The organism is Actinosynnema sp. NPDC020468 (genome assembly GCF_040642015.1).
GTDB lineage: Bacteria > Actinomycetota > Actinomycetes > Mycobacteriales > Pseudonocardiaceae > Actinosynnema.
Genome location: NZ_JBFAEO010000033.1, coordinates 72,391 through 94,771, shown reverse-complemented (window position 1 = coordinate 94,771; position 22,381 = coordinate 72,391). Strand labels below are relative to the sequence as shown.

General features: G+C 73.2%; 23 protein-coding genes and 2 riboswitches. Of the genes, 11 read left to right on the top strand and 12 right to left on the bottom strand.

All coding sequences use genetic code 11. The features are described from left to right. Positions 1-341 precede the first annotated feature (341 nt). The 4 genes from groL to AB0G50_RS23360 form a co-directional block, all read right to left on the bottom strand. Positions 342-1,964 (bottom strand): chaperonin GroEL, encoded by a 1,623-nt coding sequence (gene groL, locus AB0G50_RS23375; RefSeq protein ID WP_360112111.1) that lies wholly within the window; start codon positions 1,962-1,964, stop codon positions 342-344. Between the two features lie 219 nt (positions 1,965-2,183). Then, positions 2,184-3,431, bottom strand: coding sequence for a serine/threonine-protein kinase (locus AB0G50_RS23370; protein WP_360112109.1), 1,248 nt, complete (start codon positions 3,429-3,431; stop codon positions 2,184-2,186). Between the two features lie 87 nt (positions 3,432-3,518). Continuing rightward, on the bottom strand, positions 3,519-3,725 hold the full coding sequence (locus AB0G50_RS23365; RefSeq protein ID WP_033432301.1) for a cold-shock protein: 207 nt from the start codon (positions 3,723-3,725) through the stop codon (positions 3,519-3,521). 80 nt (positions 3,726-3,805) lie between these two features. Next, a complete protein-coding gene (locus AB0G50_RS23360) occupies positions 3,806-4,450 on the bottom strand; it encodes an AIM24 family protein (RefSeq protein WP_360112106.1) in 645 nt (214 codons plus the stop codon). Positions 4,451-4,507: 57 nt separating this feature from the next. Here AB0G50_RS23360 and glp point away from each other — a divergent pair, with 57 nt between their 5' ends. The 5 genes from glp to AB0G50_RS23335 all read left to right on the top strand — a co-directional run bounded on the left by glp (position 4,508) and on the right by AB0G50_RS23335 (position 11,278). Beyond that, positions 4,508-5,713, top strand: coding sequence for a gephyrin-like molybdotransferase Glp (glp, locus tag AB0G50_RS23355; RefSeq protein ID WP_360112104.1), 1,206 nt, complete (start codon positions 4,508-4,510; stop codon positions 5,711-5,713). An 86-nt stretch (positions 5,714-5,799) separates the two neighbouring features. Beyond that, positions 5,800-7,242 carry a M48 family metallopeptidase gene (locus AB0G50_RS23350; RefSeq protein WP_360112102.1) on the top strand — a complete coding sequence of 481 codons (1,443 nt, stop codon included), beginning with the start codon at positions 5,800-5,802 and terminating at the stop codon, positions 7,240-7,242. A 153-nt stretch (positions 7,243-7,395) separates the two neighbouring features. Continuing rightward, positions 7,396-8,106 (top strand): phosphatidylserine decarboxylase, encoded by a 711-nt coding sequence (locus AB0G50_RS23345; RefSeq protein WP_360112100.1) that lies wholly within the window; start codon positions 7,396-7,398, stop codon positions 8,104-8,106. Continuing rightward, a complete protein-coding gene (gene pssA, locus AB0G50_RS23340; protein ID WP_360112098.1) occupies positions 8,107-9,075 on the top strand; it encodes a CDP-diacylglycerol--serine O-phosphatidyltransferase in 969 nt (322 codons plus the stop codon). A 16-nt stretch (positions 9,076-9,091) separates the two neighbouring features. Continuing rightward, positions 9,092-11,278, top strand: coding sequence for an AAA family ATPase (locus AB0G50_RS23335; RefSeq protein ID WP_360112096.1), 2,187 nt, complete (start codon positions 9,092-9,094; stop codon positions 11,276-11,278). A 38-nt stretch (positions 11,279-11,316) separates the two neighbouring features. On the opposite strand, the gene AB0G50_RS23330 is transcribed toward AB0G50_RS23335, so the two are convergent. Both AB0G50_RS23330 and AB0G50_RS23325 read right to left on the bottom strand, forming a co-directional pair. Further along, positions 11,317-11,976 carry a LytR C-terminal domain-containing protein gene (locus AB0G50_RS23330; RefSeq protein ID WP_360112094.1) on the bottom strand — a complete coding sequence of 220 codons (660 nt, stop codon included), beginning with the start codon at positions 11,974-11,976 and terminating at the stop codon, positions 11,317-11,319. Further along, the gene (locus AB0G50_RS23325; RefSeq protein ID WP_360112092.1) at positions 11,973-12,269 is read right to left on the bottom strand and encodes a DUF3263 domain-containing protein; all 297 of its coding nucleotides are present in this window, start codon (positions 12,267-12,269) and stop codon (positions 11,973-11,975) included. The genes AB0G50_RS23330 and AB0G50_RS23325 overlap by 4 nt, the downstream gene beginning before the upstream one ends. 113 nt (positions 12,270-12,382) lie before the next feature. Here AB0G50_RS23325 and AB0G50_RS23320 point away from each other — a divergent pair, with 113 nt between their 5' ends. Next, entirely contained in the window at positions 12,383-12,964 is a 582-nt protein-coding gene (locus tag AB0G50_RS23320; protein ID WP_360112090.1) for a peptide deformylase, read from the top strand. Positions 12,965-13,010: 46 nt separating this feature from the next. Beyond that, the gene (locus AB0G50_RS23315; protein WP_360112088.1) at positions 13,011-13,607 is read left to right on the top strand and encodes a LysE family translocator; all 597 of its coding nucleotides are present in this window, start codon (positions 13,011-13,013) and stop codon (positions 13,605-13,607) included. On the opposite strand, the gene AB0G50_RS23310 is transcribed toward AB0G50_RS23315, so the two are convergent. Next, a complete protein-coding gene (locus tag AB0G50_RS23310) occupies positions 13,494-14,246 on the bottom strand; it encodes a hypothetical protein (RefSeq protein ID WP_360112087.1) in 753 nt (250 codons plus the stop codon). The genes AB0G50_RS23315 and AB0G50_RS23310 overlap by 114 nt on opposite strands. A 102-nt stretch (positions 14,247-14,348) precedes the next feature. Beyond that, positions 14,349-14,463, top strand: a riboswitch (TPP riboswitch). Here AB0G50_RS23310 and thiC point away from each other — a divergent pair. Next, positions 14,454-16,112, top strand: coding sequence for a phosphomethylpyrimidine synthase ThiC (thiC, locus tag AB0G50_RS23305; protein ID WP_360112085.1), 1,659 nt, complete (start codon positions 14,454-14,456; stop codon positions 16,110-16,112). (Overlaps the previous riboswitch by 10 nt.) After that, the gene (gene thiD, locus AB0G50_RS23300) at positions 16,109-16,924 is read left to right on the top strand and encodes a bifunctional hydroxymethylpyrimidine kinase/phosphomethylpyrimidine kinase (RefSeq protein WP_360112083.1); all 816 of its coding nucleotides are present in this window, start codon (positions 16,109-16,111) and stop codon (positions 16,922-16,924) included. Before thiC ends, thiD begins: the two co-directional genes overlap by 4 nt. A 46-nt stretch (positions 16,925-16,970) precedes the next feature. On the opposite strand, the gene AB0G50_RS23295 is transcribed toward thiD, so the two are convergent. The 4 genes from AB0G50_RS23295 to AB0G50_RS23280 all read right to left on the bottom strand — a co-directional run bounded on the left by AB0G50_RS23295 (position 16,971) and on the right by AB0G50_RS23280 (position 19,628). Further along, the gene (locus AB0G50_RS23295; protein WP_360112081.1) at positions 16,971-17,402 is read right to left on the bottom strand and encodes a MarR family transcriptional regulator; all 432 of its coding nucleotides are present in this window, start codon (positions 17,400-17,402) and stop codon (positions 16,971-16,973) included. A gap of 84 nt (positions 17,403-17,486) precedes the next feature. Further along, positions 17,487-18,248 carry a thiazole synthase gene (locus AB0G50_RS23290; RefSeq protein ID WP_360112079.1) on the bottom strand — a complete coding sequence of 254 codons (762 nt, stop codon included), beginning with the start codon at positions 18,246-18,248 and terminating at the stop codon, positions 17,487-17,489. 4 nt (positions 18,249-18,252) lie between these two features. Beyond that, positions 18,253-18,453, bottom strand: coding sequence for a sulfur carrier protein ThiS (thiS, locus tag AB0G50_RS23285; protein ID WP_360112119.1), 201 nt, complete (start codon positions 18,451-18,453; stop codon positions 18,253-18,255). Continuing rightward, complete coding sequence (locus AB0G50_RS23280; RefSeq protein ID WP_360112078.1) at positions 18,450-19,628, bottom strand: FAD-dependent oxidoreductase; 1,179 nt, start codon at positions 19,626-19,628, stop codon at positions 18,450-18,452. Before AB0G50_RS23280 ends, thiS begins: the two co-directional genes overlap by 4 nt. Next, positions 19,614-19,725: riboswitch (TPP riboswitch) on the bottom strand. It overlaps the preceding gene by 15 nt. A 44-nt stretch (positions 19,726-19,769) precedes the next feature. On the opposite strand from AB0G50_RS23280, the gene thiE reads away from it, so the two are divergent. Both thiE and AB0G50_RS23270 read left to right on the top strand, forming a co-directional pair. After that, positions 19,770-20,429: a thiamine phosphate synthase gene (gene thiE / locus AB0G50_RS23275; RefSeq protein ID WP_360112076.1), complete on the top strand. Its 660-nt coding sequence runs from the start codon at positions 19,770-19,772 to the stop codon at positions 20,427-20,429. Then, positions 20,429-21,187 carry a class III extradiol ring-cleavage dioxygenase gene (locus AB0G50_RS23270; protein WP_360112074.1) on the top strand — a complete coding sequence of 253 codons (759 nt, stop codon included), beginning with the start codon at positions 20,429-20,431 and terminating at the stop codon, positions 21,185-21,187. The genes thiE and AB0G50_RS23270 overlap by 1 nt, the downstream gene beginning before the upstream one ends. 114 nt (positions 21,188-21,301) lie before the next feature. Here AB0G50_RS23270 and AB0G50_RS23265 read toward each other — a convergent pair whose 3' ends face one another. After that, entirely contained in the window at positions 21,302-22,357 is a 1,056-nt protein-coding gene (locus AB0G50_RS23265; protein ID WP_360112072.1) for a S1 family peptidase, read from the bottom strand. Between the last annotated feature and the right edge of the window lie 24 nt (positions 22,358-22,381).

The window sequence follows — 22,381 nt, the reverse complement described above, 5'->3', positions numbered from 1 at the left end:
GCTTTTCGAGATTGGGCGGCGGTCCTGAGTTCTCGGCGCCCCCGTGCCAAATGCGGTTGGGCTTCGCCCAGGCCATACGGGGAGAACACGAGGCCGCGGCGTTAGGCGTGCGCGCCTCTGGCGCGTGAGGACGGCTGTTGGATCGGTGTTGGGGGCTTGGCTGCCGGATTGGGTGCTGGGGGGCTTGGCTGTCCGGTTGGGGTGCTGGGGGCTTGGCCGGCGGAGGGTGGAGCGTGAGTGGGTAGGCGGGTGGGGGTACGGGAAAGGCCCGGCTCCCACTGGGGGGCCGGGCCTTTCCGTCGTTCAGGTGGTGCTGGTGGTGCTGTGCTCGGTGCCTGGACTCAGAAGTCCATGCCGCCGGCGTCCGGGACGGCCGGGGCGGAGCCCGCCTTTTCCGGCTTGTCGGCGACGACGGCTTCCGTCGTCAGGAACAGCGCGGCGATCGACGCGGCGTTCTGGAGGGCCGAGCGGGTGACCTTCGTCGGGTCCGGGACGCCCGCGGCGAGCAGGTCCTCGTAGACGCCGGTCGCGGCGTTGAGGCCGTGGCCGACGGGGAGGCCCTTGACCTTCTCCACCACGACGCCGCCCTCGAGGCCGGCGTTGATGGCGATCTGCTTCAGCGGGGCCTCGACCGCGACCTTCACGATGTTGGCGCCCGTGGCCTCGTCGCCCTCGAGCTTCAGGCCCGCGAAGGCGGCCTCGGCGGCCTGGAGCAGGGCCACGCCGCCGCCGGCGACGATGCCCTCTTCCACGGCGGCCTTGGCGTTGCGCACCGCGTCCTCGATGCGGTGCTTGCGCTCCTTGAGCTCCACCTCGGTGGCGGCGCCGGCCTTGATGACCGCGACACCGCCGGCGAGCTTCGCCAGGCGCTCCTGGAGCTTCTCGCGGTCGTAGTCCGAGTCGGACTTGTCGATCTCGGCGCGGATCTGGTTGACGCGGCCCTGGATCTGCTCGGCGTCACCCGCACCCTCGACGACCGTGGTCTCGTCCTTGGTCACGACGACCTTGCGGGCCTTGCCCAGCAGCGACAGGTCGGCGTTCTCCAGCTTGAGGCCGACGTCCTCGGTGATGACCTGACCACCGGTGAGGATCGCGATGTCCTGGAGGATCGCCTTGCGGCGGTCGCCGAAGCCCGGCGCCTTGACGGCGACGGACTTGAAGGTGCCGCGGATCTTGTTCACGACGAGCGTGGCCAGGGCCTCGCCCTCGACGTCCTCGGAGATGATCAGCAGCGGCTTGCCGCCCTGCATGACCTTCTCCAGCAGCGGGAGCAGGTCCTTCACGGACGCGATCTTCGAGCCGTAGAGCAGGATGTACGGGTCCTCGAGGACCGCTTCCTGACGCTCGGGGTCGGTCACGAAGTACCCGGAGATGTAGCCCTTGTCGAAGCGCATGCCCTCGGTGAGCTCGAGCTCGAGCCCGAGAGCGTTGCTCTCCTCGACGGTGATGACGCCTTCCTTGCCGACCTTGTCCATGGCCTCGGCGATGAGCTCGCCGATGGTCGAGTCGCCCGCGGAGATGGACGCCGTGGCGGCGATCTGCTCCTTGGTCTCGACCTCCTTGGCGGTCTTGTGCAGCTGCTCGATGACGGCCTCGACGGCCTGCTCGATGCCGCGCTTGAGACCCAGCGGGTTGGCGCCGGCGGCCACGTTGCGCAGGCCCTCGCGGACCAGGGCCTGAGCCAGCACGGTGGCCGTCGTCGTGCCGTCACCGGCGACGTCGTCGGTCTTCTTCGCCACTTCCTTGACGAGCTCGGCCCCGATCTTCTCCCACGGGTCCTCGAGCTCGATCTCCTTGGCGATGGAGACGCCGTCGTTGGTGATGGTCGGCGCGCCCCACTTCTTCTCGAGCACGACGTTGCGACCCTTGGGACCCAGCGTCACCTTGACGGCGTCCGCGAGAGTGTTCATGCCACGCTCAAGACCGCGGCGGGCGTCCTCGTCGAACGCGATCATCTTGGCCATTGCGGTGTGTTCCTCCGCCTTGTGTCCGTCTTGTGGGGCCACTGCGGACTAGTCGCCCGCAGCGGAACACGGTGCTTGGCCAGGTGCGGTGCCCGCGACGGACGACCCGGGCCCGAAGGACCCGCGCCTCACCAACCCAGCCGGCGTGTCTGGCACTCGGATGGCCCGAGTGCCAGTTCCGTGTTTAGCACTCGACGGCGGAGAGTGCAAGGAGAGGGGTCACCTGGACGGGCGCACCGACACGCTCGTCGGGAGGGGTTTCGACCCGGACGTGGAGTCCCCGACCTGGATCGACTGGCCCGTGGTGGTGGTCGAGCCGCCACCGGTCGGCTTCTCGTCCTTGGGGGTGAGGATGAGGATCAACACGACGATCAGCACGATCGCCACGCCGCCCACGACGACCGGCGCGACCCACGCGGGACGCGGCCTGCGGGTGGTGCCGAACGCGTTCACCCCGACCGGCGCGGGCGGGCGCAGCCGGACCGGCTCGGCCGGGAAGCCCGGCTGGTACTGCTGCTGGGGCTGCGGCGGCCGGTAGCCGGGCGGCGGCTGCTGCACGGGCAGCCCGCCGGTGTGCGGGTGCGCCGGACCGACCGGGCGGGCCTGCTGCGGTGGCGCCGGCACGGCCTGCTGGGGCGCGTTCGCCAGCGCCGCGCGGGCCGCCGAGATCAACTCCTGACAGGACCCGAACCGCTGGTTGGGGTCCTTGGCCGTGCCGCGGCGCAGCACGTCGTCGATGGCGGGCGGCAGCGCGACCAGCGAGGTCAGCGCCGGGATCTCGGTGTTGAGGTGCCCCTGGATCACGTCCTGCACCCCGCCCTGGAACGGCGGCCGGCCGGACAGGCAGGCGAAGAGCATGCAGGCGAGCGCGTACTGGTCGGTGCGGCCGTCCAACGGCTCGCCGCGCAGGTGCTCGGGCGCGGCGTAGGTGGGCGAGCCGAGGAAGTCGCCGGTGCGGGTCCGGTGCCCGGTCGCGCCGCGCCTGGTCAGCCCGAAGTCGGCCAGGTAGACGTGCTCGCGCACCGCCTCCTTGGTCGTGACCAGCACGTTCGCCGGCTTCACGTCCAGGTGCACGAGGCCCTTGCCGTGCAGCATGTCCAGCGCCTCGGCGACCTGGCCGAGCAGCACCAGGGTGCGCGCGGGCGTCAGCGGGCCGTCCTTGATGTGCGAGGCGAGGTCCTGGCCGTCGACCAGGCGCATCGCGATGTAGAGGAGGCCGTCGACTTCATCGAAGTCGTAGAGCGGGACGATGTTCGCGTGGTCGATGGCCGAGGTGTTGCGGGCCTCGTCCACGAAGCGCTCGCGGAACTCGGCGTCGGCGGTCAGGTGCTCGCCGATGACCTTGAGGGCCACCTTGCGGCCGAGCCGGACGTCCGTGGCCCGGTAGGTCACGCTCATGCCACCGCGCCCGAGCACACCGTCGATCCGGTAGTGGCCCAGTCGTCGCCCGCTCAGGTCCTCCGACACGCGTGGGAGCCTAACGTCCTCGACTTGCGACACGCGCACGGTTCACCGGAAACGCCCGACCCGCCGCGCCGGCGGGCCGGGCGGAGGTCACGAGGCCTTCCGGACGTCCGACGCCTGGCTGCGGCCGTCCCGGCCGGCCTGGATCTCGAACTCCACGCGGTCGCCCTCGGCCAGCGTGCGGAAACCCTCCATCTGGATCGCCGAGTAGTGGACGAAGACGTCCGGCCCACCGTCGGCGGCGATGAAGCCGTACCCCTTCTCCGAGTTGAACCACTTGACCGTGCCGACAGCCAAGACGTCCTCCTTCGAGAAATACCTGAGCGAAACCGCCACGCTAGAGCCACGGAGGGGTTCGCCGATACCTCCTTATGGAGTCATGAGCGAGCGCTGAATCCGTTGTCCCGCAACCAAGTGACGAGACTGCGCGGACTGCGCGTCCTGGTCAGCACGAGGCCGGGACCGGCGAAGTCGAGGACCAGGCCCTCACCATTCCGCACCGATTGGAAAGAGCCCGGCGAAACGGCCCGGAGGCGGCATTGCACGGTGTCCGCGAATCCGACGACGTGCCCGCTCTCCAGGGTGACCAGCTCGCCCGCGTCCAGCGTCACGAGGTCCAGCACGCCGTAGCACGCGAGCACCACGGGTCCGGTGCCGTAGAGGTAGTGCAGGAAACCGTTGTCGCCGCCGTGCAGCGCGCGCACCGGCGGCGCGGACGGGTCCATCGCCACGGTGCCGGCGGCGGCCAGCCAGCTGTTGCGCGCGACGCACCAGCCGCCGTTGCCGTCCAGCTCCATCACGTGCAGGTCGCCGGGCAACGCGGGCGCGACGTCGACCCAGCCGCCCTCGGGACCGGCGGTGCACACGGTGCCGGCGACGCCGCCGACCTTGGCCCTGGTGTCGAACGCCACGCCGTAGCTGGTGGCGACCAGCGACGCGCGGTCGACCAGCACGGGTTCGGCCGGCGCGAGCACCAGCCTGGCCACTCCGAACGTCGGTGTGTGGCGGGTGCGGACCTGCACTGCTCCCCCTCGGCGGGTGATCGACCGGTCCGGGCAGTCTGGCACGGCCGGTGCAGGATGGGTGGCGTGTCCCAACCACTCACCACGGTCGCCGAGCACCAGGCGACCGTCGCCGCCCTCGTCGGCACGACGCCGGTGGTCGACGTGCCGACCTCCGACGCGCTGGGCCTGGTGCTCGGCGCGGACCTGGTCGCGCCGGTGCCGCTGCCGCTGTTCGACAACTCGGCGATGGACGGCTACGCGGTGCGCGCGGCCGACGTCGCGACGACGCCGGTGGTGCTGCCCGTCGCGGCGGACATCCCGGCCGGGCGCACCGACGTGCCGCCGCTGGAGCCGGGCACCGCGCACCGGATCATGACCGGCGCGCCGCTGCCGGCGGGCGCGGACGCGGTGGTGCAGGTCGAGTGGACCGACGCGGGCACCGGGGAGGTGCGCGTCGACCGGGGCGTGGTCGCGGACCAGAACGTGCGCCGGGCGGCGGACGACGTCGCGGTCGGCACGACGGTGCTCCGCGCGGGCACCCGGCTCGGCCCGGCGCAGCTGGGGTTGGCCGCGGCACTGGGTTTCGGCGCGCTGCCGGTGCGCCGGCGGGTCCGGGTGCTGGTGCTGTCCACCGGCTCGGAGCTGGTCGCGGCGGGCGAACCCCTGGCGCCGGGGCAGATCTACGAGTCCAACGGGGTGATGCTGGCGGCGGCGGTGCGCGAGGCGGGCGGCGAGGCCGAGCTGCTCCGGTTCGTGCCCGACGACGTGGCCTCCTTCCACGCGGCCATCGCCGACCGGCTCGCGGCGGTGGACCTGCTGCTCACCTCGGGCGGGGTGAGCGCGGGCGCGTACGAGGTGGTGAAGGACGCGTTCACCGGGCGCGGCGTCGAGTTCACCCGGGTCGCGATGCAGCCGGGCGGACCGCAGGGTTCCGGGCGCTACCAAGGTGTCGCGGTCGCCACGCTGCCCGGCAACCCGGTGAGCGCGCAGGTGTCCTTCGAGGTGTTCGTGCGGCCCGCGCTGCGCGCCGCGATGGGGCTGTCCGACGTGCAGCGGCCCACCGCGCGGGCGTTCCTGAGCGCACCGCTCACCTCGCCGCCCGGCCGCACCCAGTTCCGCCGCGGCCGGTACGACCCGGAGTCGGGTCGCGTCGTCACGCCGGTCGGCGGGCCCGGTTCGCACCTGCTGTCCGCGCTGGCGCTGAGCGACTGCCTGATCGAGGTGCCCGAGGACGTGACGGAACTCGACGCGGGCGCGGAGGTTTCCGTCCGGTTCCTGTAGGTCCGGGCTCGCGCGCCGCTTACGATTCCCCCCTCACGCCGGTCGATTCACGGGGGGCCGGCCTGTCTTCCAGGGGTTTCACCACCATGCGCGCGTTTCTCGCCGTCGCCATGCTCGTCGGGTTCTTCGTGATCGTGCTCGGACTGGTCCTCGGACTGGGCACGCTCACCGTCCTCGGATTCACCGTCGGCCACTCCGCCGCGGCCGGGATCAAGGCCGGGTTCTTCACCCTGGTCGTCGTCGCCGCCCTCGGCGGCGCGCTGTACAAGGCGATCCGGCTGCGCCAGGAGCCGGAGGGCGTGCCGCTGACCCGCGCCGGGCAGCCGGAGCTGTGGCGGGTCGTCGACGAACTGGCGGTCGTCGCGGGCACCCGGTCGCCGGACGACATCAGGTTGGTGCCGGAGGTCAACGCGGCGGTCTGGGAGAAGACCGGCTGGCTCGGCCTCAAGCCGGGCCCGCGCTACCTGATGATCGGGTTGCCGCTGCTCGCGGGGTTGTCGGTGGGCGAGCTGCGTTCGGTGCTGGCGCACGAGCTCGGCCACTACGGCGGCGGGCACACCACGTTGTCCGCGCTGACCTACCGGGCGAAGAACGCGCTGGCGCTCACCGTGGACAACCTGGGCGACAACGTGCTGCGCCGCCCGCTCGGCTGGTACGCCAAGCTCTACGCGATGGTCGCGGCGTCGGCGAACCGCGCGCAGGAACTGTCCGCCGACCAGGCGTCGGTGACCGCCGCCGGCCGCGCCACGGCCCAGTCCGCGCTGCGCAGGCTGCCCTCGCTGGCCGCCGCGTGGAACGGCTACCACCGCGACTACGTCTCGCTGGCACTGGACGCCGGCCGCACGCCGCAGGTGCTGGGCGGGTTCCGGGCGTTCCTCGACGACCCGACCCGCGGCGCCGAGCTGGGCGCACTCCAGGACCGGCTGGTGGACGAGCAGGCGAAGTCGGTGTTCGACAGCCACCCGCCGATCCGCGAGCGGGTGGCCGCGATGGAGGCGCTGCCGTCGCCGGACGTGCCGGCCGACGACCGGCCGGCGTGGGTGCTCGTCGCCGGGGTGCCCGAGCTGGAGCGCGGGATGGTGCGCGGCGACCTCGGCCCGGTGGCCGACTGGCCGGAGATCGTGGCGCGGGCGGGCGCGACGCACGTGGCGCGGTACGCCCGGGTGCTGTCCGACGCCGGTGTCGAGGCGGGTGTCGGCGGCACGCTGGACTCGGTGTTGGACGCGCTGGAGCAGGGCCGGCTCGAGGCGTTGCGCCCGCACGTGCTGCGGCCCGAGGTCCAGCACGACCGCGAGGCGCTGGTGGAGGTCGTGACGGAGTTGCTGGCCGCGACCGTGGTCCACGAACTGGTGTCCTCCGGCCGGGCGTCGATCGTGGTGAACTGGGGCGGCCCGTGGCGGTTGGTGACCGCCGACGGGACGCCGGTGGACGAGTCCGCGCTGGTCGCGCCCGCGGTGCGGGACCCGGGGGCGGTGCCCGACGTGCGTGCCAGGATCCGCGACCTGCGTGACGGGGTCGTGACGGCCTGACGCTGGTCACTCCATGTGACGTGGATTACACTGGCAGGTCACCCGTCCGGCCTGTCCGTGCGTTCGTCGGGGGACGCACGGACAGGCCGGACGCGGTCCACCCGCGCCGGCGTAGCGTGTGCCATTCCACGTCCGCCCTCTGACGGAAGAGTCATGACCTCCGATCGCGACCAGCACAGTGGTGCCGTGTCCCACTTCGTAGACCTGGCCAAGGGGATCGTCCCCCCGATGAACCCGGCGGGCCGCCCGTTCGTCCTGGGCGCCGCCGTGGCGACGCTCCTCGTGCGCCGGCTGTCCAAGCGCGCGGGCGTCGTGGGCGCGCTGCTCACGGCCTGGGTGGCGTGGTTCTTCCGCGAACCCAAACGGGTGACCCCCACTCGGCCCAACATCGCCGTCGCGCCGGCGGACGGGACCGTCTCGCACGTCGTGGAGGCCGTGCCGCCGGCCGAACTGGGCCTCGGGCCCGTGCCGATGACCCGGATCAGCGTCTTCCTCTCGGTGTTCGACGTGCACGTGCAGCGCGTGCCGGTGTCGGGCGTGGTGCGCGAGGTGTCCTACCGGCCGGGCAAGTTCCTGTCCGCCGACCTGGACAAGGCCAGCGACGACAACGAGCGCAACACGGTGTGGCTGCGGTCCTTCGAGGGCCACGACGTCGTGGTCGTGCAGATCGCGGGCCTCGTCGCGCGGCGCATCGTGTGCTCGGCCGCCGAGGGCGACAAGGTGGCGGCCGGCGCGACCTACGGCCTGATCCGGTTCGGCTCGCGGGTCGACCTGTACGTGCCGGCCGGCAGCACGGTCCTGGTCGAGGCGGGCCAGAAGACCATCGGCGGCGAAACCGTCCTCGCCACGCTCCCGGAGCTGTAGATGGCGCCCAGCGGACCGGGGATCCGGCTGCTGCCCAACGCGATCACCGTGCTCGCGATGTGCGCGGGGTTGTCCTCCGTGTACTTCGCGAGCATCGGCATGTGGGGCGCGTCGATCGGCTCCATCGCGGCGGCCGCGGTGTTCGACGGGTTGGACGGCCGGCTCGCCCGGCTGCTGGACGCGACCAGCCGGATGGGCGCCGAACTGGACTCGCTCGCCGACGCGGTGTCCTTCGGCGTGGCGCCCGCGCTGGTGGTGTACCTGTGGAAGTTCGAGGGTTCCCGCGACCGGATCGGCTGGGTCGTGTGCCTGATCTTCGCGGTGTGCATGGTGTTGCGGCTGGCCAGGTTCAACACGCTGCTGGACGTGGAGCAGCCGCCGTTCGCCAAGGAGTTCTTCGTCGGCGTGCCCGCGCCGGCGGGCGGCCTGCTGCTCCTGCTGCCGCTGATCGTGGACGAGCAGGTCCGCGAGGGCGGGTGGTGGTCGGCGCCCTGGGTGGTCGGCGTGTGGACGGTCGGCGTCGCGCTGCTGCTGGTGAGCCGGATACCGACGCTGTCCGTGAAGTCGATCAAGGTGCCGCCGCGGCTGATCGCGCCGCTGCTGGTGGTCGTCGGCCTGCTCGCGGCGGCGGTGATCACCTTCCCGCTGGTCGCGCTGATCGCGGCGATGCTGATCTACCTGAGCCACCTGCCGTACTCGGTGCGCCGCTACCACTGGCTGTCCCGGCACCCCGAGGCGTGGTCGGTGCCGGCGGCGGACCGCCGTGCCATCAAGCGCGCCCACGGCGTGGCGGCGCGCAGGCTCGGCCTGCGCCGCCCGCTCGGCGGTCGGGTCGCGGGCGCGGCCATGCGCGCGGTGCGCAGGCCCCGGCGCGCGGCGGAGCAGACCAGGCCTGCGGAGACCGGGGAACAGCCTCAGCGCAGGCGTGGGTGGCGACACCTGGGACTGCGCCGCGACCAGCGTCCGTGACTACTACGCTGACCGCGTGATCACGCTGACCGCGCGCCTGTCCCCGTCCGCGCTGGACACCCGGCGCGGGGTGGTCCGACTGCACCCCGAGGTGCTGGACGCGCTCGGCCTGCGGGCCTGGGACGCGGTGCGGTTGACCGGCGCGCGGGTCAGCGCGGCGCTCGCGGCGGCCGGCGACGGACCGCCCGGCGTGGTGCTGGTGGACGACGTGACGCTGTCCAACCTCGGTCTCGTGGAAGGCTCCGAGGTCGTCGTGGCGCCGGTGGAGGTCGCGCCGGCGCGCGCGGTCACGGTCGCGGGCTCCCGGCTCGCGAGCACCTCGCTCACCCCCGGCACGCTGCGGATGGCGTTGACCGGCAAGGTGTTGACCGTCGGCGACGCGGTGTCGCTGCTGCCGCAGGACCTCGCGCCGCCGCCCGGTCTGGACGTCGGCGCGACGCGCCGGTCGCTCGCCAACGCGATCGGCATGACCTGGACCAACGAACTGCTCACCATCACGTCGGTGGAACCGGCGGGCGCGCCGGTGGCCGTCGGCTCCTCGACCGTGGTGCGGTGGCGGGACGACGTCGTGGTCGACGCCGAGGTGCCCGAACCTCCCGCCGCGCCACCGGTCGTCGTCGCCGAGGCGCCGCCCGCGGTGCCCCTGGCCGATCTCGTCGGTCAGCACGACGCGGCCCGGCGGCTCGGCGAGTGGCTCGACCTCACGTTCACCCACCCCGAACTGCTGGCCCGCCTCGGCGCCGCGCCCGGTCTCGCCGCGCTGGTGAGCGGACCGGAGGGGGTCGGCAAGACGACCTTGACGCGGGCCGTCGCGCAGGAGGTGTCGGCGACCGTGGTCGAACTCGCGGCGCCCGGCATCGCGGTGCTCGAGCCGAACGCGGTGGTGTCCCGGCTGGCCGACACGATCGCCGCCGCGCACGCGGTCACCGGACCGTCGGTGCTGCTGCTGACCGACGTGGAGGCGCTGCTGCCCGCGTCCTCGCCGCCGCCGGTGGCGACCACGGTGCTGGACGCGCTGCGCGCCGCCGTGACGCCGACCTGCGCGCTCGTGGTGACGAGCGCGCACCCCGAGGCGATCGACCCCCGGCTGCGGGTGCCCGGCCTGGTGGACCGCGAACTCGTGCTGCCGCTGCCGGACGGCGTGGTGCGCACCGAACTGCTCCGCGTGCTGCTGCGCGACGTGCCGCTGGAGTCCGACGTGGACTTCGGCGCGGTCGCCGACCGCACACCGGGTTTCGTCGCGGCGGACCTGGTGGCCCTGCGCCGCGAGGCGGCCGTGCGGTCGGCGTTGCGGCAGCGCGGCGAGGCCGAGCCGAGGGTGGCGCAGGAGGACCTCGTCGGCGCGCTGGACACGGTGCGGCCGATCTCGATGTCCACTTCGGACACCCTGCGCACCGGCGGCCTGACGCTGGACGACGTCGGCGACATGACCGAGGTCAAGCAGGCCCTGACGGAGGCCGCGCTGTGGCCGCTCCAGTACCCGGACTCGTTCGCCCGCCTGGGTGTCGCGCCGCCGCGCGGCCTGCTGCTGTACGGCCCGCCCGGCTGCGGCAAGACGTTCCTGGTGCGGGCGCTCGCCGGGTCGGGCCGGCTGAACGTGCTCTCGGTCAAGGGCGCCGAGCTGATGGACAAGTTCGTCGGCGAGTCCGAGCGCGCGGTGCGCGAGCTGTTCCGCCGCGCCGCGGAGGCCGCGCCGGCGCTGGTGTTCCTGGACGAGGTCGACGCGCTCGCCCCCCGGCGCGGCCAGTCGTCGGACTCGGGCGTCGGCGACCGGGTGGTCGCCGCGCTGCTGACCGAACTGGACGGTGTGGAGCCGCTGCGGGACGTGGTGGTGCTCGGCGCGACGAACCGGCCCGAGCTGATCGACCCGGCCCTGCTGCGGCCGGGGCGGTTGGAGCGCCTGGTGTACGTGCCGCCGCCGGACGCGGACGCGCGGGCCGCGATCCTGCGCGCGTCGGCCCGCAACACCCCGCTGGGCGACGACGTCGACCTGACCGCGCTGGCCGAGGACCTGGACGGCTACTCGGCGGCCGACTGCGCGGCGCTGGTGCGGGAGGCGGCGCTGACCGCGATGCGCGAGTCCCTGGCGGCGGCGTCGGTGACGGCGACCCACCTGGCGACCGCGCGCACGGTCGTGCGGCCCTCGCTCGACCCGGCGCAGCTGGCGTCGCTGGCCGCGTACGCCGAGGCCCGCCGGGGCTGAGCGGCCGGGCAACGCGACCAGGGCCGCGGCACCCGGCCCTACGAGCCGACCTTGCCCGCCGACGAGCCCTGGTAGTCGTTGGTGACGATGACGATGATCCCGGCGTGCGCGCTCTGGATGCCCTGGAAGCGGGGTTCGACGCGGGCCTTGATGGTGGTGCCGAGCTGCTGGGCCGCGGCTTCCTCGTCGGTGCCCGGGCGGAAGTAGACCGTGGTGGTCGGGATCTGGCCCTGGGAGTAGTTGCCGGTTTCGGCGACGTCCCAGCCGGCGCGCTTGACGTCCTCGGACGCGCGCGCGGCCAACCCGGCCATGGTGCTGTTGTTGTACACCCGCACCTGCGGCTTCGTGCCCGCCGGCGGCTGACCCGTCGCGGGCGGCGCGGTGGTGCCCGCCGTGCCCGCGGTCGGCGGCGCGCCGGTCGTGGGCGGCGCGGCGGTGGTCTGGCCGGGCGTGCCCTGCGTGGACGTGTCCTGGGCCGGACCGGAGGTCGGGGTGCCGGCGCTGGTGCCGGGCTCGCCGGTGGACGTGCCGGCGGTCGCGCTGGTGCCCGACGGGTCGGGTTGGGCGCCCTGCTGGTCGCCGCCGCCGAGGAACAGGCTGGTCACGCCGATCACCAGGGCCACCGCGGCGACGCCGAGCAGCACGATGCCCGCGGCGCGCGCGGGATGGGCGGAACCCGTGGATTCGGGGTTGGTCATCGGTTCTCTACACCCAGCCGCTTCGCCGCGCGGGCGCGTTGACGGCCCGACCTTGACTTGCGCAACCGCTTGACGAGCATGGGATCGGCGGCGACGGCGGCCTCCTTGTCGATCAACGCGTTGAGCAGCTGGTAGTACCGGGTCGCCGACATGTCGAACAGCTCCTTGATGGCCTGTTCCTTGGCGCCCGCGTACTTCCACCACTGGCGTTCGAAGGCCAGGATCTCGCGTTCCCGGTCGTTCAGGCCGTCGTCCGGCCCCTCCGCCGGCGCCAGTGCCTCTGCGGCGTCCATCTGGCTCCCTAGCCGTGTCGCGTGCGTCCCGGGCAATTACATCACGTGATCTTGGTCGTCGTCGGTTCATCGGTCGGCGCGTCTCCCCCGGCACGCCGGATAGGCTTGCGCGCATGGCAGTTCACCCGATCGTCATCGCCGGCGAGCCTGTGCTCCACCACCCGACCCGACCGGTCGAGGTGTTCGACGACGCGCTCCGCACGCTGGTCGACGACATGTACGAGACGATGGCCGCCGCGCACGGCGTCGGGCTGGCGGCGAACCAGATCGGCGTGGACCTCCGGGTGTTCGTCTACGACTGCCCGGACGACGAGGGCGTGCGGCACCGCGGCGTGGTGGTCAACCCGGTGCTGGAGACCTCGGAGGTCCCGCTCGGCATGCCCGACCCGGACGACGACTTCGAGGGCTGCCTGTCGGCGCCCGGCGAGTCCTACCCGACGGGTCGCGCGACGTGGGCCAAGGTCACCGGCGCGGACCTCGACGGCAAGCCGATCGAGGTCGAGGGCACCGGCTTCTTCGCGCGCTGCCTCCAGCACGAGACCGACCACCTCGACGGTTTCCTCTACCTCGACCGGCTGGTCGGCAGGCACAAGCGCGCCGCGCGCAAGATGCTCAAGGCCAACGACTGGGGCGTGCCGGGCCTGACCTGGGACCCGGCCGTGTCCGAGGACCCGTTCGCGGACGACGAGGACTGACCGGGCCGGCCCGATAACCGCTGGACAGGCGGGTGACGATGGCCGCATGTGGAGTCACCTCACCGCGTTCGTCGCGGCCTCGTTCCTGATCGCGCTGTCGCCCGGACCCGGCACCGCCATGGTCCTGCGCCAGTCCGTGCGGGGTCGGGGCAGCGCGCTGGCGACGGTGGCGGGCATGGAGGTCGGGGTCGCCTGTTGGGCGGTGGCCGCCGCGCTCGGGCTCTCGGTGCTGCTCACCGCGTCGGAGGTCGCCTACCACGCGCTGCGGATCGCGGGCGCGCTGTTCCTGGTCTACCTGGGCGTGAAGGCGTTCCTGTCCGCGTCCCGGCCGCCCTCGGTCGAGCCGCCGACGAGCGCGGCGTTCCGGTCCGGGCTCGTGGTGAACCTGGCCAACCCGAAGCTCGGCGTGTTCGCGGTGTCGTTCCTGCCGCAGTTCCTGCCCGTCGACGCGGGCAAGGGCGTGCTGGTGGTGTTCGCACTGGTCTGGGTGGCCGTCGACACGGCCTGGTACCTGGTGCTGGTGACGCTGCTAGACCGGATCCGCGGCGTGCTCTCCCGGTCGGGGGTCCGGCGCGCCCTGGAGCGCGTCTCCGGCGGCGTCCTCGTCGCGCTGGGGCTTCGGCTGGTGCTCGACGCACGCTGACCGCCGCCAGGGCAGCTCCGGCAGCCCGACCAGGTCGACGTGGGTCGCGCACCCGAGGAGCGCGTCGTAGCCGCCGGCCAGCACGTGCGCCCGCAGCCGGAGCACCTGGCCGGTCGTCGGCAGGTCGCCGACCAGCAGGAACGGCAGCAGCAGGCGCCAGGTGCCGACGACGGCGACCCGGCGGCGGTGCGGTGCGCGCAACGTCGCGCGGGCCACCCGGAGCGCGTGCTCGCCGCCGGTCATCGACCGCGGGTGCCCCTCGTGGTCCCACGACCAGCGCAGCTCGTCGGCCAGCGCGCAGCGCACGCAGTCGACCGGACCGGTGCCCAACTCCTCGCCGCACTGGGAGCACGAGGTCAGCGCCATCGCCCAGTCCGTGCAGGTCCACGGGTGGCAGCCGACCTCGTCGGCCAGCACCAGCTCGGCCAGTTCGCGCTCGCCCGCGCCGCCCTCGGCGAGCTGTTCGGCGGCCAGCAGCTCCTGCCAGTCGACCAGCCAGCGCTGGTCCACCAGTTCGGCGCAGAACCGGCAGCCGGGGTAGCCGCGCCCGCCGAGGTCGCCGCACGACGGGCAGGGCGCGACGGCGGCCGGGCGGGTCACGCGCCGCGCGCCCGGCGGGAACGGCCGGTGATCAGCCACGCGGGCACGGTAGCCCGAAACGGGGCCGCTTGGCATCCGCTCCTTGGCATCGGAACCGGGGCGTGGCTAGGGTCAGCGACCGGGGACACCCCGAACTGACAACTCAACACACGCGGGAGCTCGCGCCGGAGCGGGCTGAGAGGGTGGCTGAGCGCGCCACCGACCGCCGGAACCTGACCGGGTAATGCCGGCGTAGGGAGGAATGTCGTGACGGCACTTGACGACCGTTCGGTGCGGCCCAACATCACCACGGGACCGCTCTCCGGCTCGCGGAAGGTCTACCGGGAGGTGGGCGACCTGCGGGTGCCCGTCCGCCGGGTGGAGCTGACGAACGGCGAGCACGTCGACCTGTACGACACTTCCGGTCCGTACACCGATGCGGACGCGACCATCGACGTCCACAGTGGACTTCCCAGGCTTCGGGAGACCTGGGCGAAGGACCCGGTCGGCGGCGCGGTGACGCAGCTCGCGTACGCCAAGGCCGGGATCGTCACCCCCGAGATGGCGTTCGTCGCCGCGCGCGAGGGCATGAGCCCGGAGTTCGTGCGCGACGAGGTCGCGATCGGCCGGGCGGTGATCCCGCTCAACCGCAACCACCCCGAGGCCGAGCCGATGATCATCGGCAAGAAGTTCCTCGTGAAGATCAACGCGAACATCGGCAACTCCGCCGTGTCCTCCTCCATCGAGGACGAGGTGGAGAAGATGGTGTGGGCGTCCCGCTGGGGCGCGGACACCATCATGGACCTGTCGACCGGCAGGCGGATCCACGAGACGCGCGAGTGGATCCTGCGCAACTCGCCGGTGCCGATCGGGACGGTGCCGATCTACCAGGCGCTGGAGAAGGTGAACGGCGACCCGGCGGCGCTGTCCTGGGAGGTCTACCGGGACACCGTGGTCGAGCAGGCCGAGCAGGGCGTCGACTACATGACGGTGCACGCGGGCGTGCTGCTGCGGTACGTGCCGCTGACCGCGAAGCGCGTCACGGGCATCGTGTCGCGCGGCGGGTCGATCATGGCCGCGTGGTGCCTCGCGCACCACAAGGAGAGCTTCCTCTACACGCACTTCGAGGAGCTGTGCGACATCCTGCGGACCTACGACGTGACGTTCTCGCTGGGCGACGGGCTGCGGCCGGGTTCCATCGCGGACGCCAACGACGAGGCCCAGTTCGCCGAGCTGCGCACGCTGGGCGAGCTGACCCACGTGGCCCGCGCGAAGGACGTGCAGGTGATGATCGAGGGACCGGGTCACGTGCCGATGCACAAGATCGCGGAGAACGTGCGGCTGGAGGAGGAGTGGTGCGGCGAGGCGCCGTTCTACACCCTCGGGCCGCTGGCGACCGACGTGGCGCCGGCCTACGACCACATCACCTCGGCGATCGGCGCGGCGCAGATCGGCTGGCTCGGCACCGCGATGCTCTGCTACGTGACCCCGAAGGAACACCTCGGCCTGCCGAACCGGGACGACGTGAAGACCGGCGTGATCACCTACAAGATCGCGGCGCACTCGGCGGACCTGGCCAAGGGACACCCCGGCGTGCAGGACTGGGACGACGCGCTGTCCAAGGCGCGCTTCGAGTTCCGGTGGGAGGACCAGTTCAACCTCTCGCTGGACCCGGACACCGCGCGCTCGTTCCACGACGAGACGCTGCCCGCCCAACCGGCCAAGACGGCGCACTTCTGCTCGATGTGCGGGCCGAAGTTCTGCTCGATGAAGATCACCCAGGACGTGCGGCGCTACGCCGAGGAGCACGGTCTGTCCACAGTGGACGCCATCGAGGCGGGCATGTCGGCGAAGTCCGACGAGTTCGCCGAGCAGGGCAACAAGGTCTACCTGCCGGTGGTCGGTCAGGAGGTGCTCGACCGATGACGGTCGCCCCACCCAAGGTCCTCACCATCGCCGGGTCCGACTCCGGCGGTGGTGCGGGCCTCCAGGCCGACCTGCGCGCGCTGTTCGCGTGCGGGGTGCACGGGATGACCGCGGTCACCGCGGTGACGGTGCAGAACTCGCTGGGTGTGACCGGGTTCACCGAGATCCCGCCGGACGTGGTGGCCGCGCAGATCGTCGCGGTCGCCTCGGACATCGGGGTGGACGCGGCGAAGACGGGCATGCTCGCGTCGGCGGCCATCATCGAGGCGGTCGCGGCGGCGTGCGACGAGGTCCACATCGGACGGACGATCCCGTTCGTGGTGGACCCGGTCGCGGCGTCGATGCACGGTCAGCAGCTGCTGGCCGACGACGCGCTGGACGCGTTGCGCACCGAGCTGTTCCCGCGCGCGACGCTGGTGACGCCGAACCTGGACGAGGTGCGGCTGATCACCGGCATCGAGGTGGCCGACCGGCGGGACCAGTACCGGGCGGCCGAGGCGCTGCACGCGATGGGCCCGGCGTGGGCGCTGGTCAAGGGCGGTCACCTGTGGAGCGACCCGGAGTGCGTCGACCTGCTCTACGACGGCGACCGGTTCCACGAGTTCCCCGGACCGCGCTACGACGTGAAGCACACCCACGGCAGCGGCGACACCCTGGCGTCGGCGATCTGCTCCCGGTTGGCGCGCGGCGAGGACGTGCCGACGGCGGTCGCCTACGGCAAGTCCTTCATCGTCCGCTCGGTGGCCGCGGCCTACCCGCTGGGTGCGGGCGTGGGCCCGGTCTCCCCGCTCTGGCGGCTGCCCGCCGAATGACCGCGCGTCCCGCGCCCGGGGAACCGGGCGCGGGGTCCGGGCGCGGTCAGCCCGCTTCGCCCACCAGGACCTCCAGGGCGGGGAGGGCGTTGACGAGGGCGTCCCGGTGTTCCGGGGTCAGGTCCTCGATGCGGCGCTGGAGTTCCTGGACGCGCGCCGAGCGGACGCCGGACACCATCGTCTCGCCCTCGGGTGTCGGTGTCGCGAGCCAGGCCCGGCCGTCCTGGGGGTCGGGTTCGCGCTTGACGTAGCCCGCCTCCACCAGCGCCGCGACGATGCGGGACAGGGTGGGCGGCGCGACGCCCTCCTTGTTCGCGAGGTCGCCCAACCGCATCGGGCCGCACCGCGCCAACGTGGCCAGCGCGCTCACCGCGCCCGGGCCGAGGCCCGGCGAACCGGTCCGGCGCAGCAGTCGGGAAAGCCTGCCGATGGCGAGGTAGAGCCGCGCGGTGGCGTCCTCGACGGGGTCGGCCGTCACGGCATGTCCTCCTCGGGCGGGGTGGGTGGTTCAGCATCCATCATGCCGTGCCGCCCGACCACCGCCCGTCGGGTGATCGCCGTTTCAGCCGTCGGACACCGGTGACGAGGCCTGCGCCCAGAACCGCTTGGGTATCCGGCCCGCGAGTTTGGCCAGGCGACCGGCCTCCACGCCGGCGCGCATCGCGGCCGCCATCCGCTCCGGGTCCTGGGCCCGCGTCACGGCCGTCGCCAGCAACACCGCGGCACAGCCGAGTTCCATGGCCAACGCGGCGTCCGACGCCGTGCCGACGCCCGCGTCCAGCACCACCGGCACCCCGGCCCGCGCCACGATCAGCTCGATGTTGTGCGGGTTGCGGATGCCGAGCCCGGTGCCGATGGGCGAGCCGAGCGGCATCACCGCGGCGCAGCCGAGGTCTTCGAGCCGGCGGGCCAGCACCGGGTCGTCGTTGGTGTAGGGCAGCACCACGAAACCGTCGTCCACCAGGCGTTCCGCCGCGTCGAGCAGTTCGACGGGGTCGGGCAGCAGCGTGCGGTCGTCGTGCACCACCTCGAGCTTGACCCAGTCGGTCTCCAGCGCCTCGCGCGCCAACCACGCGGTCAGCACGGCCTCGGCGGCGGTCCGGCAGCCCGCGGTGTTCGGCAGGGCCGCGATGCCCAGGCGCCGCAACAGCTCCAGCACGCCCGTGCCGCCGCCCGCGTCCATCCGGCGCAGCGCGACGGTGGTCAACTCGGTGCCGGACGCGACGAGCGCCCGCTCCAGCACGGACAGGTTCGCCGCGCCGCCGGTGCCCATCACCAGCCGCGACCCGAACTCCCGTCCGGCGATCACCAAGGGGTCGTCCACGTCCTCAGCCTCCCTGCACCGCGGTCAGCACCTCGACGGCCGCGCCGGCGGGCACCGGTGTCGCGGCCCACGCGGCGCGCGGCACGACCTCGCCGTCCAGCGCCACCGCCACCCCCGTCGCGGGCGCGCCCAGCAGTTCGAGCACGGTGGTCACGGTCGCCCCGTCGGGCAACTCCCGCTCCCGGCCGTTGACCTTCGCCGTCAGCAACGCGGTCCTCCTTCGCGGAGCAGGGTGAGCACGCGCTCGGCCGTGACCGGCGCGAGCAGCAGACCGTTGCGGTGGTGGCCGGTCGCGGCGAGCACCCCGGGCTCCAGCCATCGGATGACCGGCGCGTTGTCGGGACTCCCGGCCCGGAACCCGGCGGCGGTCTCGACGACCGCGTACTCCGCGACACCGGGCCACACCACCTCCGCGTCGCGCAGCAGCGTCAACACCCCGCCGGCCGTGGCGGCCCCGTCGAACCCGGCCTCGTACTGCGTGGCGCCGAGCACCAACCCGCCCGCGCGGGGCACCAGGTAGAGGGGCCGGCCCTCGACGTGGGCACGCAGGGTGTGCGCCGGCGGCGGCAGCGCGCCGGGCCGGGCGGCCAGCCGGACGATCTCGCCTTTGAGGGGACGGATCACGTTGCGCAGCAAGGGGTGCAGCCCACCGCTCCAGGCACCGGCGGCGATCACCGTGACGTCGGGTGTCGGGAGATCGGGACCGGCGGACCGGGAGGGGCGGCGCGCGCGGTCGGACCCGGGTGCCGGGGCGTCGACGGGTTCGGGGGCGTGCCGGACGCCGCGGGCCGGGCCGTTCGACGTCCCCGGTCCGGCGGATCGGGCCGGGGCCTCGGGTGCGTCCGCCTCGGAGGAGGTCGCGGGATCGGGGGTGTCGGGCTCGAAGCGCACGCCGTGCGCGGTGCACGCGTCGCGCAAAGCGCGCAGCAGCACCCTGTTGTCCACCGACACGTCGCCCGGCACCGACAGTCCACTTCGGACCGAACGGCCGAAGCCCGGTTCGCGGGCGCGGAGTTCGCGGCCGGTCAGGCGTTCCGCGGCGCGGCCGCGCGCGGTCAGGTAGGAGCGCAGCTGGTCGAGCACCTCGACGTCGGCCGAGTCCACCGCCACCGCCAGGGTGCCGCGGTCGCTCAGCGGAACGCCCAGGTCGCGGGCGAAGTCCGGCCAGCGGGTCAGGGACTCGACGCCCAGGTCGAGCACGTCCTCCTCGCCGGGCCAGGCCTCGGTGATCGGCGCGAGCATGCCGCCCGCGACCCACGAGCCGCCGTGCGGCGAGGGCCGGTCGACCACCGTCACGGCGAACCCGGCACGCGCGGCGAACCAGGCCACCGACAACCCGATGACCCCGCCGCCGATCACTCGGACACCCACAGCACTCACGCTCCCTGCGCCGGCATGACCCGGATCAGGTTCGACGGTCGGAGCGAACCACGCTCCCTCTCAGCCCGGTGTTCTCCAGGCTCCCGTGCGGACCGGTTCCACCGTAGCGCACGCCACGAGCCGGCGGTTACCGTGCGGCCCGTGCCAGGACTCGACGCCACCACGACCAGAACCCGCCTCGCCGACGCCCGGCTCTACCTCTGCACCGCCGACCGACCGGACCTCGCCGAGTTCGCCGACGCCGCGCTGGCCGGCGGGGTCGACGTGATCCAGTTGCGGCACAAGGGGATCGAGGCCAGGCAGGAGATCGCCGCGCTGGAGGTGCTCGCCGAGGCGTGCGCGCGGCACGGCGCGCTGCTGGCGGTGAACGACCGCGCGGACGTGGCGCTCGCGGTGGACGCCGACGTGCTGCACCTGGGCCAGGACGACCTGCCGGTGCCGCTCGCCCGCCGGGTGCTGGGCGAGCGCGTGGTGATCGGCCGCTCGACGCACGACGTGGCGCAGGCCCGCGCGGCGGCCGCGGAACCGGGCGTCGACTACTTCTGCACCGGGCCGTGCTGGCCGACGCCGACCAAGCCGGGTCGGCCCGCGCCGGGGTTGGACCTGGTCCGCGCCACCGCCGGCACCACCGACCGGCCGTGGTTCGCGATCGGCGGGATCGACCGGGAGCGGCTGCCCGAGGTGCTGGCGGCGGGCGCGACGCGGGTGGTCGTGGTGCGCGCGATCACCGAGGCCGAGGACCCCCGGGCCGCGGCCGCCTGGTTGAAACTTCAACTAAGGGGCGTACAGTCGTCCTCGTGATGCCTGTGCTGTACCTGGGCCACGGGGCTCCCCCGCTGGCCGACGACGAGCGGTGGACCGGCGAGCTGGCGGCCTGGTCCGCGGCGCTGCCGCGCCCGGAGTCGATCCTGGTCGTGTCCGCGCACTGGGAGAACGACCCGCTGACCCTGGGCGCGACCCGCACCGTGCCGCTGACCTACGACTTCCGGGGCTTCCCGCAGCGGTTCTACGACGTGACCTACACCGCGCCCGGCGCGCCCGACCTGGCCGCCGACGTGGCGAAGCTGGTCGCCGAGCCGGTCGCGCACGACGAGGACCGCGGCCTCGACCACGGCGCCTACGTGCCACTGAAGGAGATGTACCCGGACGCCGACGTCCCGGTGCTCCAGATGTCGATGCCGACGCTCGACCCGCGCCGGCTGTTCGAGATCGGCCGCCGGCTGAAGCCGTTGCGGGACCAGGGAGTCCTGGTCGTCGGCTCGGGGTTCATGACGCACAACCTGAGCTGCGTCGACCTGGGCCGAGCCCCCGACCACCTGCCGCCCTCGTGGTCGGCGGAGTTCGACGACTGGGCCGGCCGCGCGCTCGCCGCGGGCGACGTGGACTCTCTGCTCGACTTCGCGCACAAGGCGCCGGCGGCCGGTATCGCGCACCCGCGCACCGAGCACCTCGCGCCGCTGTTCGTGGCGCTGGGCGCGAGCGCCGACCGGGACGCGCCGACGACGACCGTCGACGGCTTCTGGTACGGGCTGTCCAAGCGGTCCGTGCAGTTCGACTGACGGGGAGGGGACACCCCCGGGCCGAGGGGGAGAGTTCGGGTGCCGGCCCGAGGGGTGTCCTTTTCCAACCGGGTGCGCGGTCCGCAGGGGTGGTCGACCGCGCTCCGCCGTGCGTCAGCCCGTGGTGAGCCTCAGGTTGTACGCGCTGAGGATCTCGCCCACCGGCTGGAAGTACGTGGTGCCGCCCGACGAGCAGTTGCCCGAACCGCCGGACGTGACGCCCTGGGCCTGGCCGAAGCCGGTGCCCGCCACCCACGAGCCGCCCGAGTCGCCCGGCTCGGCGCACGCGTTCGTGCGGGTGAGGCCGGACACCGAGCCCTGCGGGTAGTTCACCGTGGAGTTCTTCTGCTGCACGGTGCCGCAGCGCCAGTTCGTGGTGGAGCCGGAGCGGCAGATCGACGCGCCGACCGCGGCCTCGGTGGAGCCCTTGATGATCACGTTGGTGCCGTTGTAGCGGTTGACCCACGGCTGGGACGTCCAGCTCGAGTTCGTCGCGACCCAGGAGTAGTCGTTGCCCGGGAAGGACGAGCCGCGGAACGTGCCCTGCGCCGCGCGGTTGAAGCCCGTGGTGGTGTTGCCGGACTTGCCGCAGTGGCCCGCCGAGACGAACCCGCCGGTGACCGCGAAGCCGATCGAGCAGCGGCTGCCGCTGCCGATGTAGTACGCGTCACCGCCCCTGGTGTCGTACAGCGGGGTGGGCGACTCGGTGACCTCGACCACGGTGACCGCCGGGCTGAGCGCCTTCGCCGCGCTCAGGAACTTCTCCGCCGCCGCGTCCCGGGTCGACCGGTCGACCTCCACGACGACCTTGTTGCCCTCGTCGTCGACCCGCCACCCGGTGATGGACAGCGGAGCCGTCAGCGCGTCGAGGACGTTCTTCGTTCCGGTGAGCTGCCGGGCCGAGTAGGCCTGGACCTTCACGTCGGCGCCCGCCGCCAGGGCCGCGTTGGTCTTCGCCGGGTCGGTCACGCCGACCGTCAGCCGGCCCGTGGACCGGTCGATCCAGGCGCCCGCGAACGCGTCGCCGACGGCGGCGCGGGCCTTGCTCTCGACTTCGCCCGCCCTGGCGTCGTTCGCCAGACGGACGCGTGCCTGATCGGCGTTCAGGCCGAGGTCGCGTTGCACCGCTTGGAGCAACTCGGCCGGGTAGCTCTCCGTGTTGGATCCCACCGTCGCATCGGGGGCGGCGGGGTC

Bases quoted from the DNA above. Each gene is read 5' to 3' on its own strand.
- AB0G50_RS23330 (WP_360112094.1), bottom strand. From the start codon at position 11,976: ATGACCAACCCCGAATCCACGGGTTCCGCCCATCCCGCGCGCGCCGCG.
- pssA (WP_360112098.1), top strand. From the start codon at position 8,107: ATGGCGCCCAGCGGACCGGGGATCCGGCTGCTGCCCAACGCGATCACC.
- AB0G50_RS23320 (WP_360112090.1), top strand. From the start codon at position 12,383: ATGGCAGTTCACCCGATCGTCATCGCCGGCGAGCCTGTGCTCCACCAC.
- AB0G50_RS23315 (WP_360112088.1), top strand. From the start codon at position 13,011: ATGTGGAGTCACCTCACCGCGTTCGTCGCGGCCTCGTTCCTGATCGCG.
- AB0G50_RS23270 (WP_360112074.1), top strand. From the start codon at position 20,429: ATGCCTGTGCTGTACCTGGGCCACGGGGCTCCCCCGCTGGCCGACGAC.
- groL (WP_360112111.1), bottom strand. From the start codon at position 1,964: ATGGCCAAGATGATCGCGTTCGACGAGGACGCCCGCCGCGGTCTTGAG.
- AB0G50_RS23350 (WP_360112102.1), top strand. From the start codon at position 5,800: ATGCGCGCGTTTCTCGCCGTCGCCATGCTCGTCGGGTTCTTCGTGATC.
- thiD (WP_360112083.1), top strand. From the start codon at position 16,109: ATGACGGTCGCCCCACCCAAGGTCCTCACCATCGCCGGGTCCGACTCC.
- AB0G50_RS23345 (WP_360112100.1), top strand. From the start codon at position 7,396: ATGACCTCCGATCGCGACCAGCACAGTGGTGCCGTGTCCCACTTCGTA.
- glp (WP_360112104.1), top strand. From the start codon at position 4,508: ATGGGTGGCGTGTCCCAACCACTCACCACGGTCGCCGAGCACCAGGCG.
- AB0G50_RS23325 (WP_360112092.1), bottom strand. From the start codon at position 12,269: ATGGACGCCGCAGAGGCACTGGCGCCGGCGGAGGGGCCGGACGACGGC.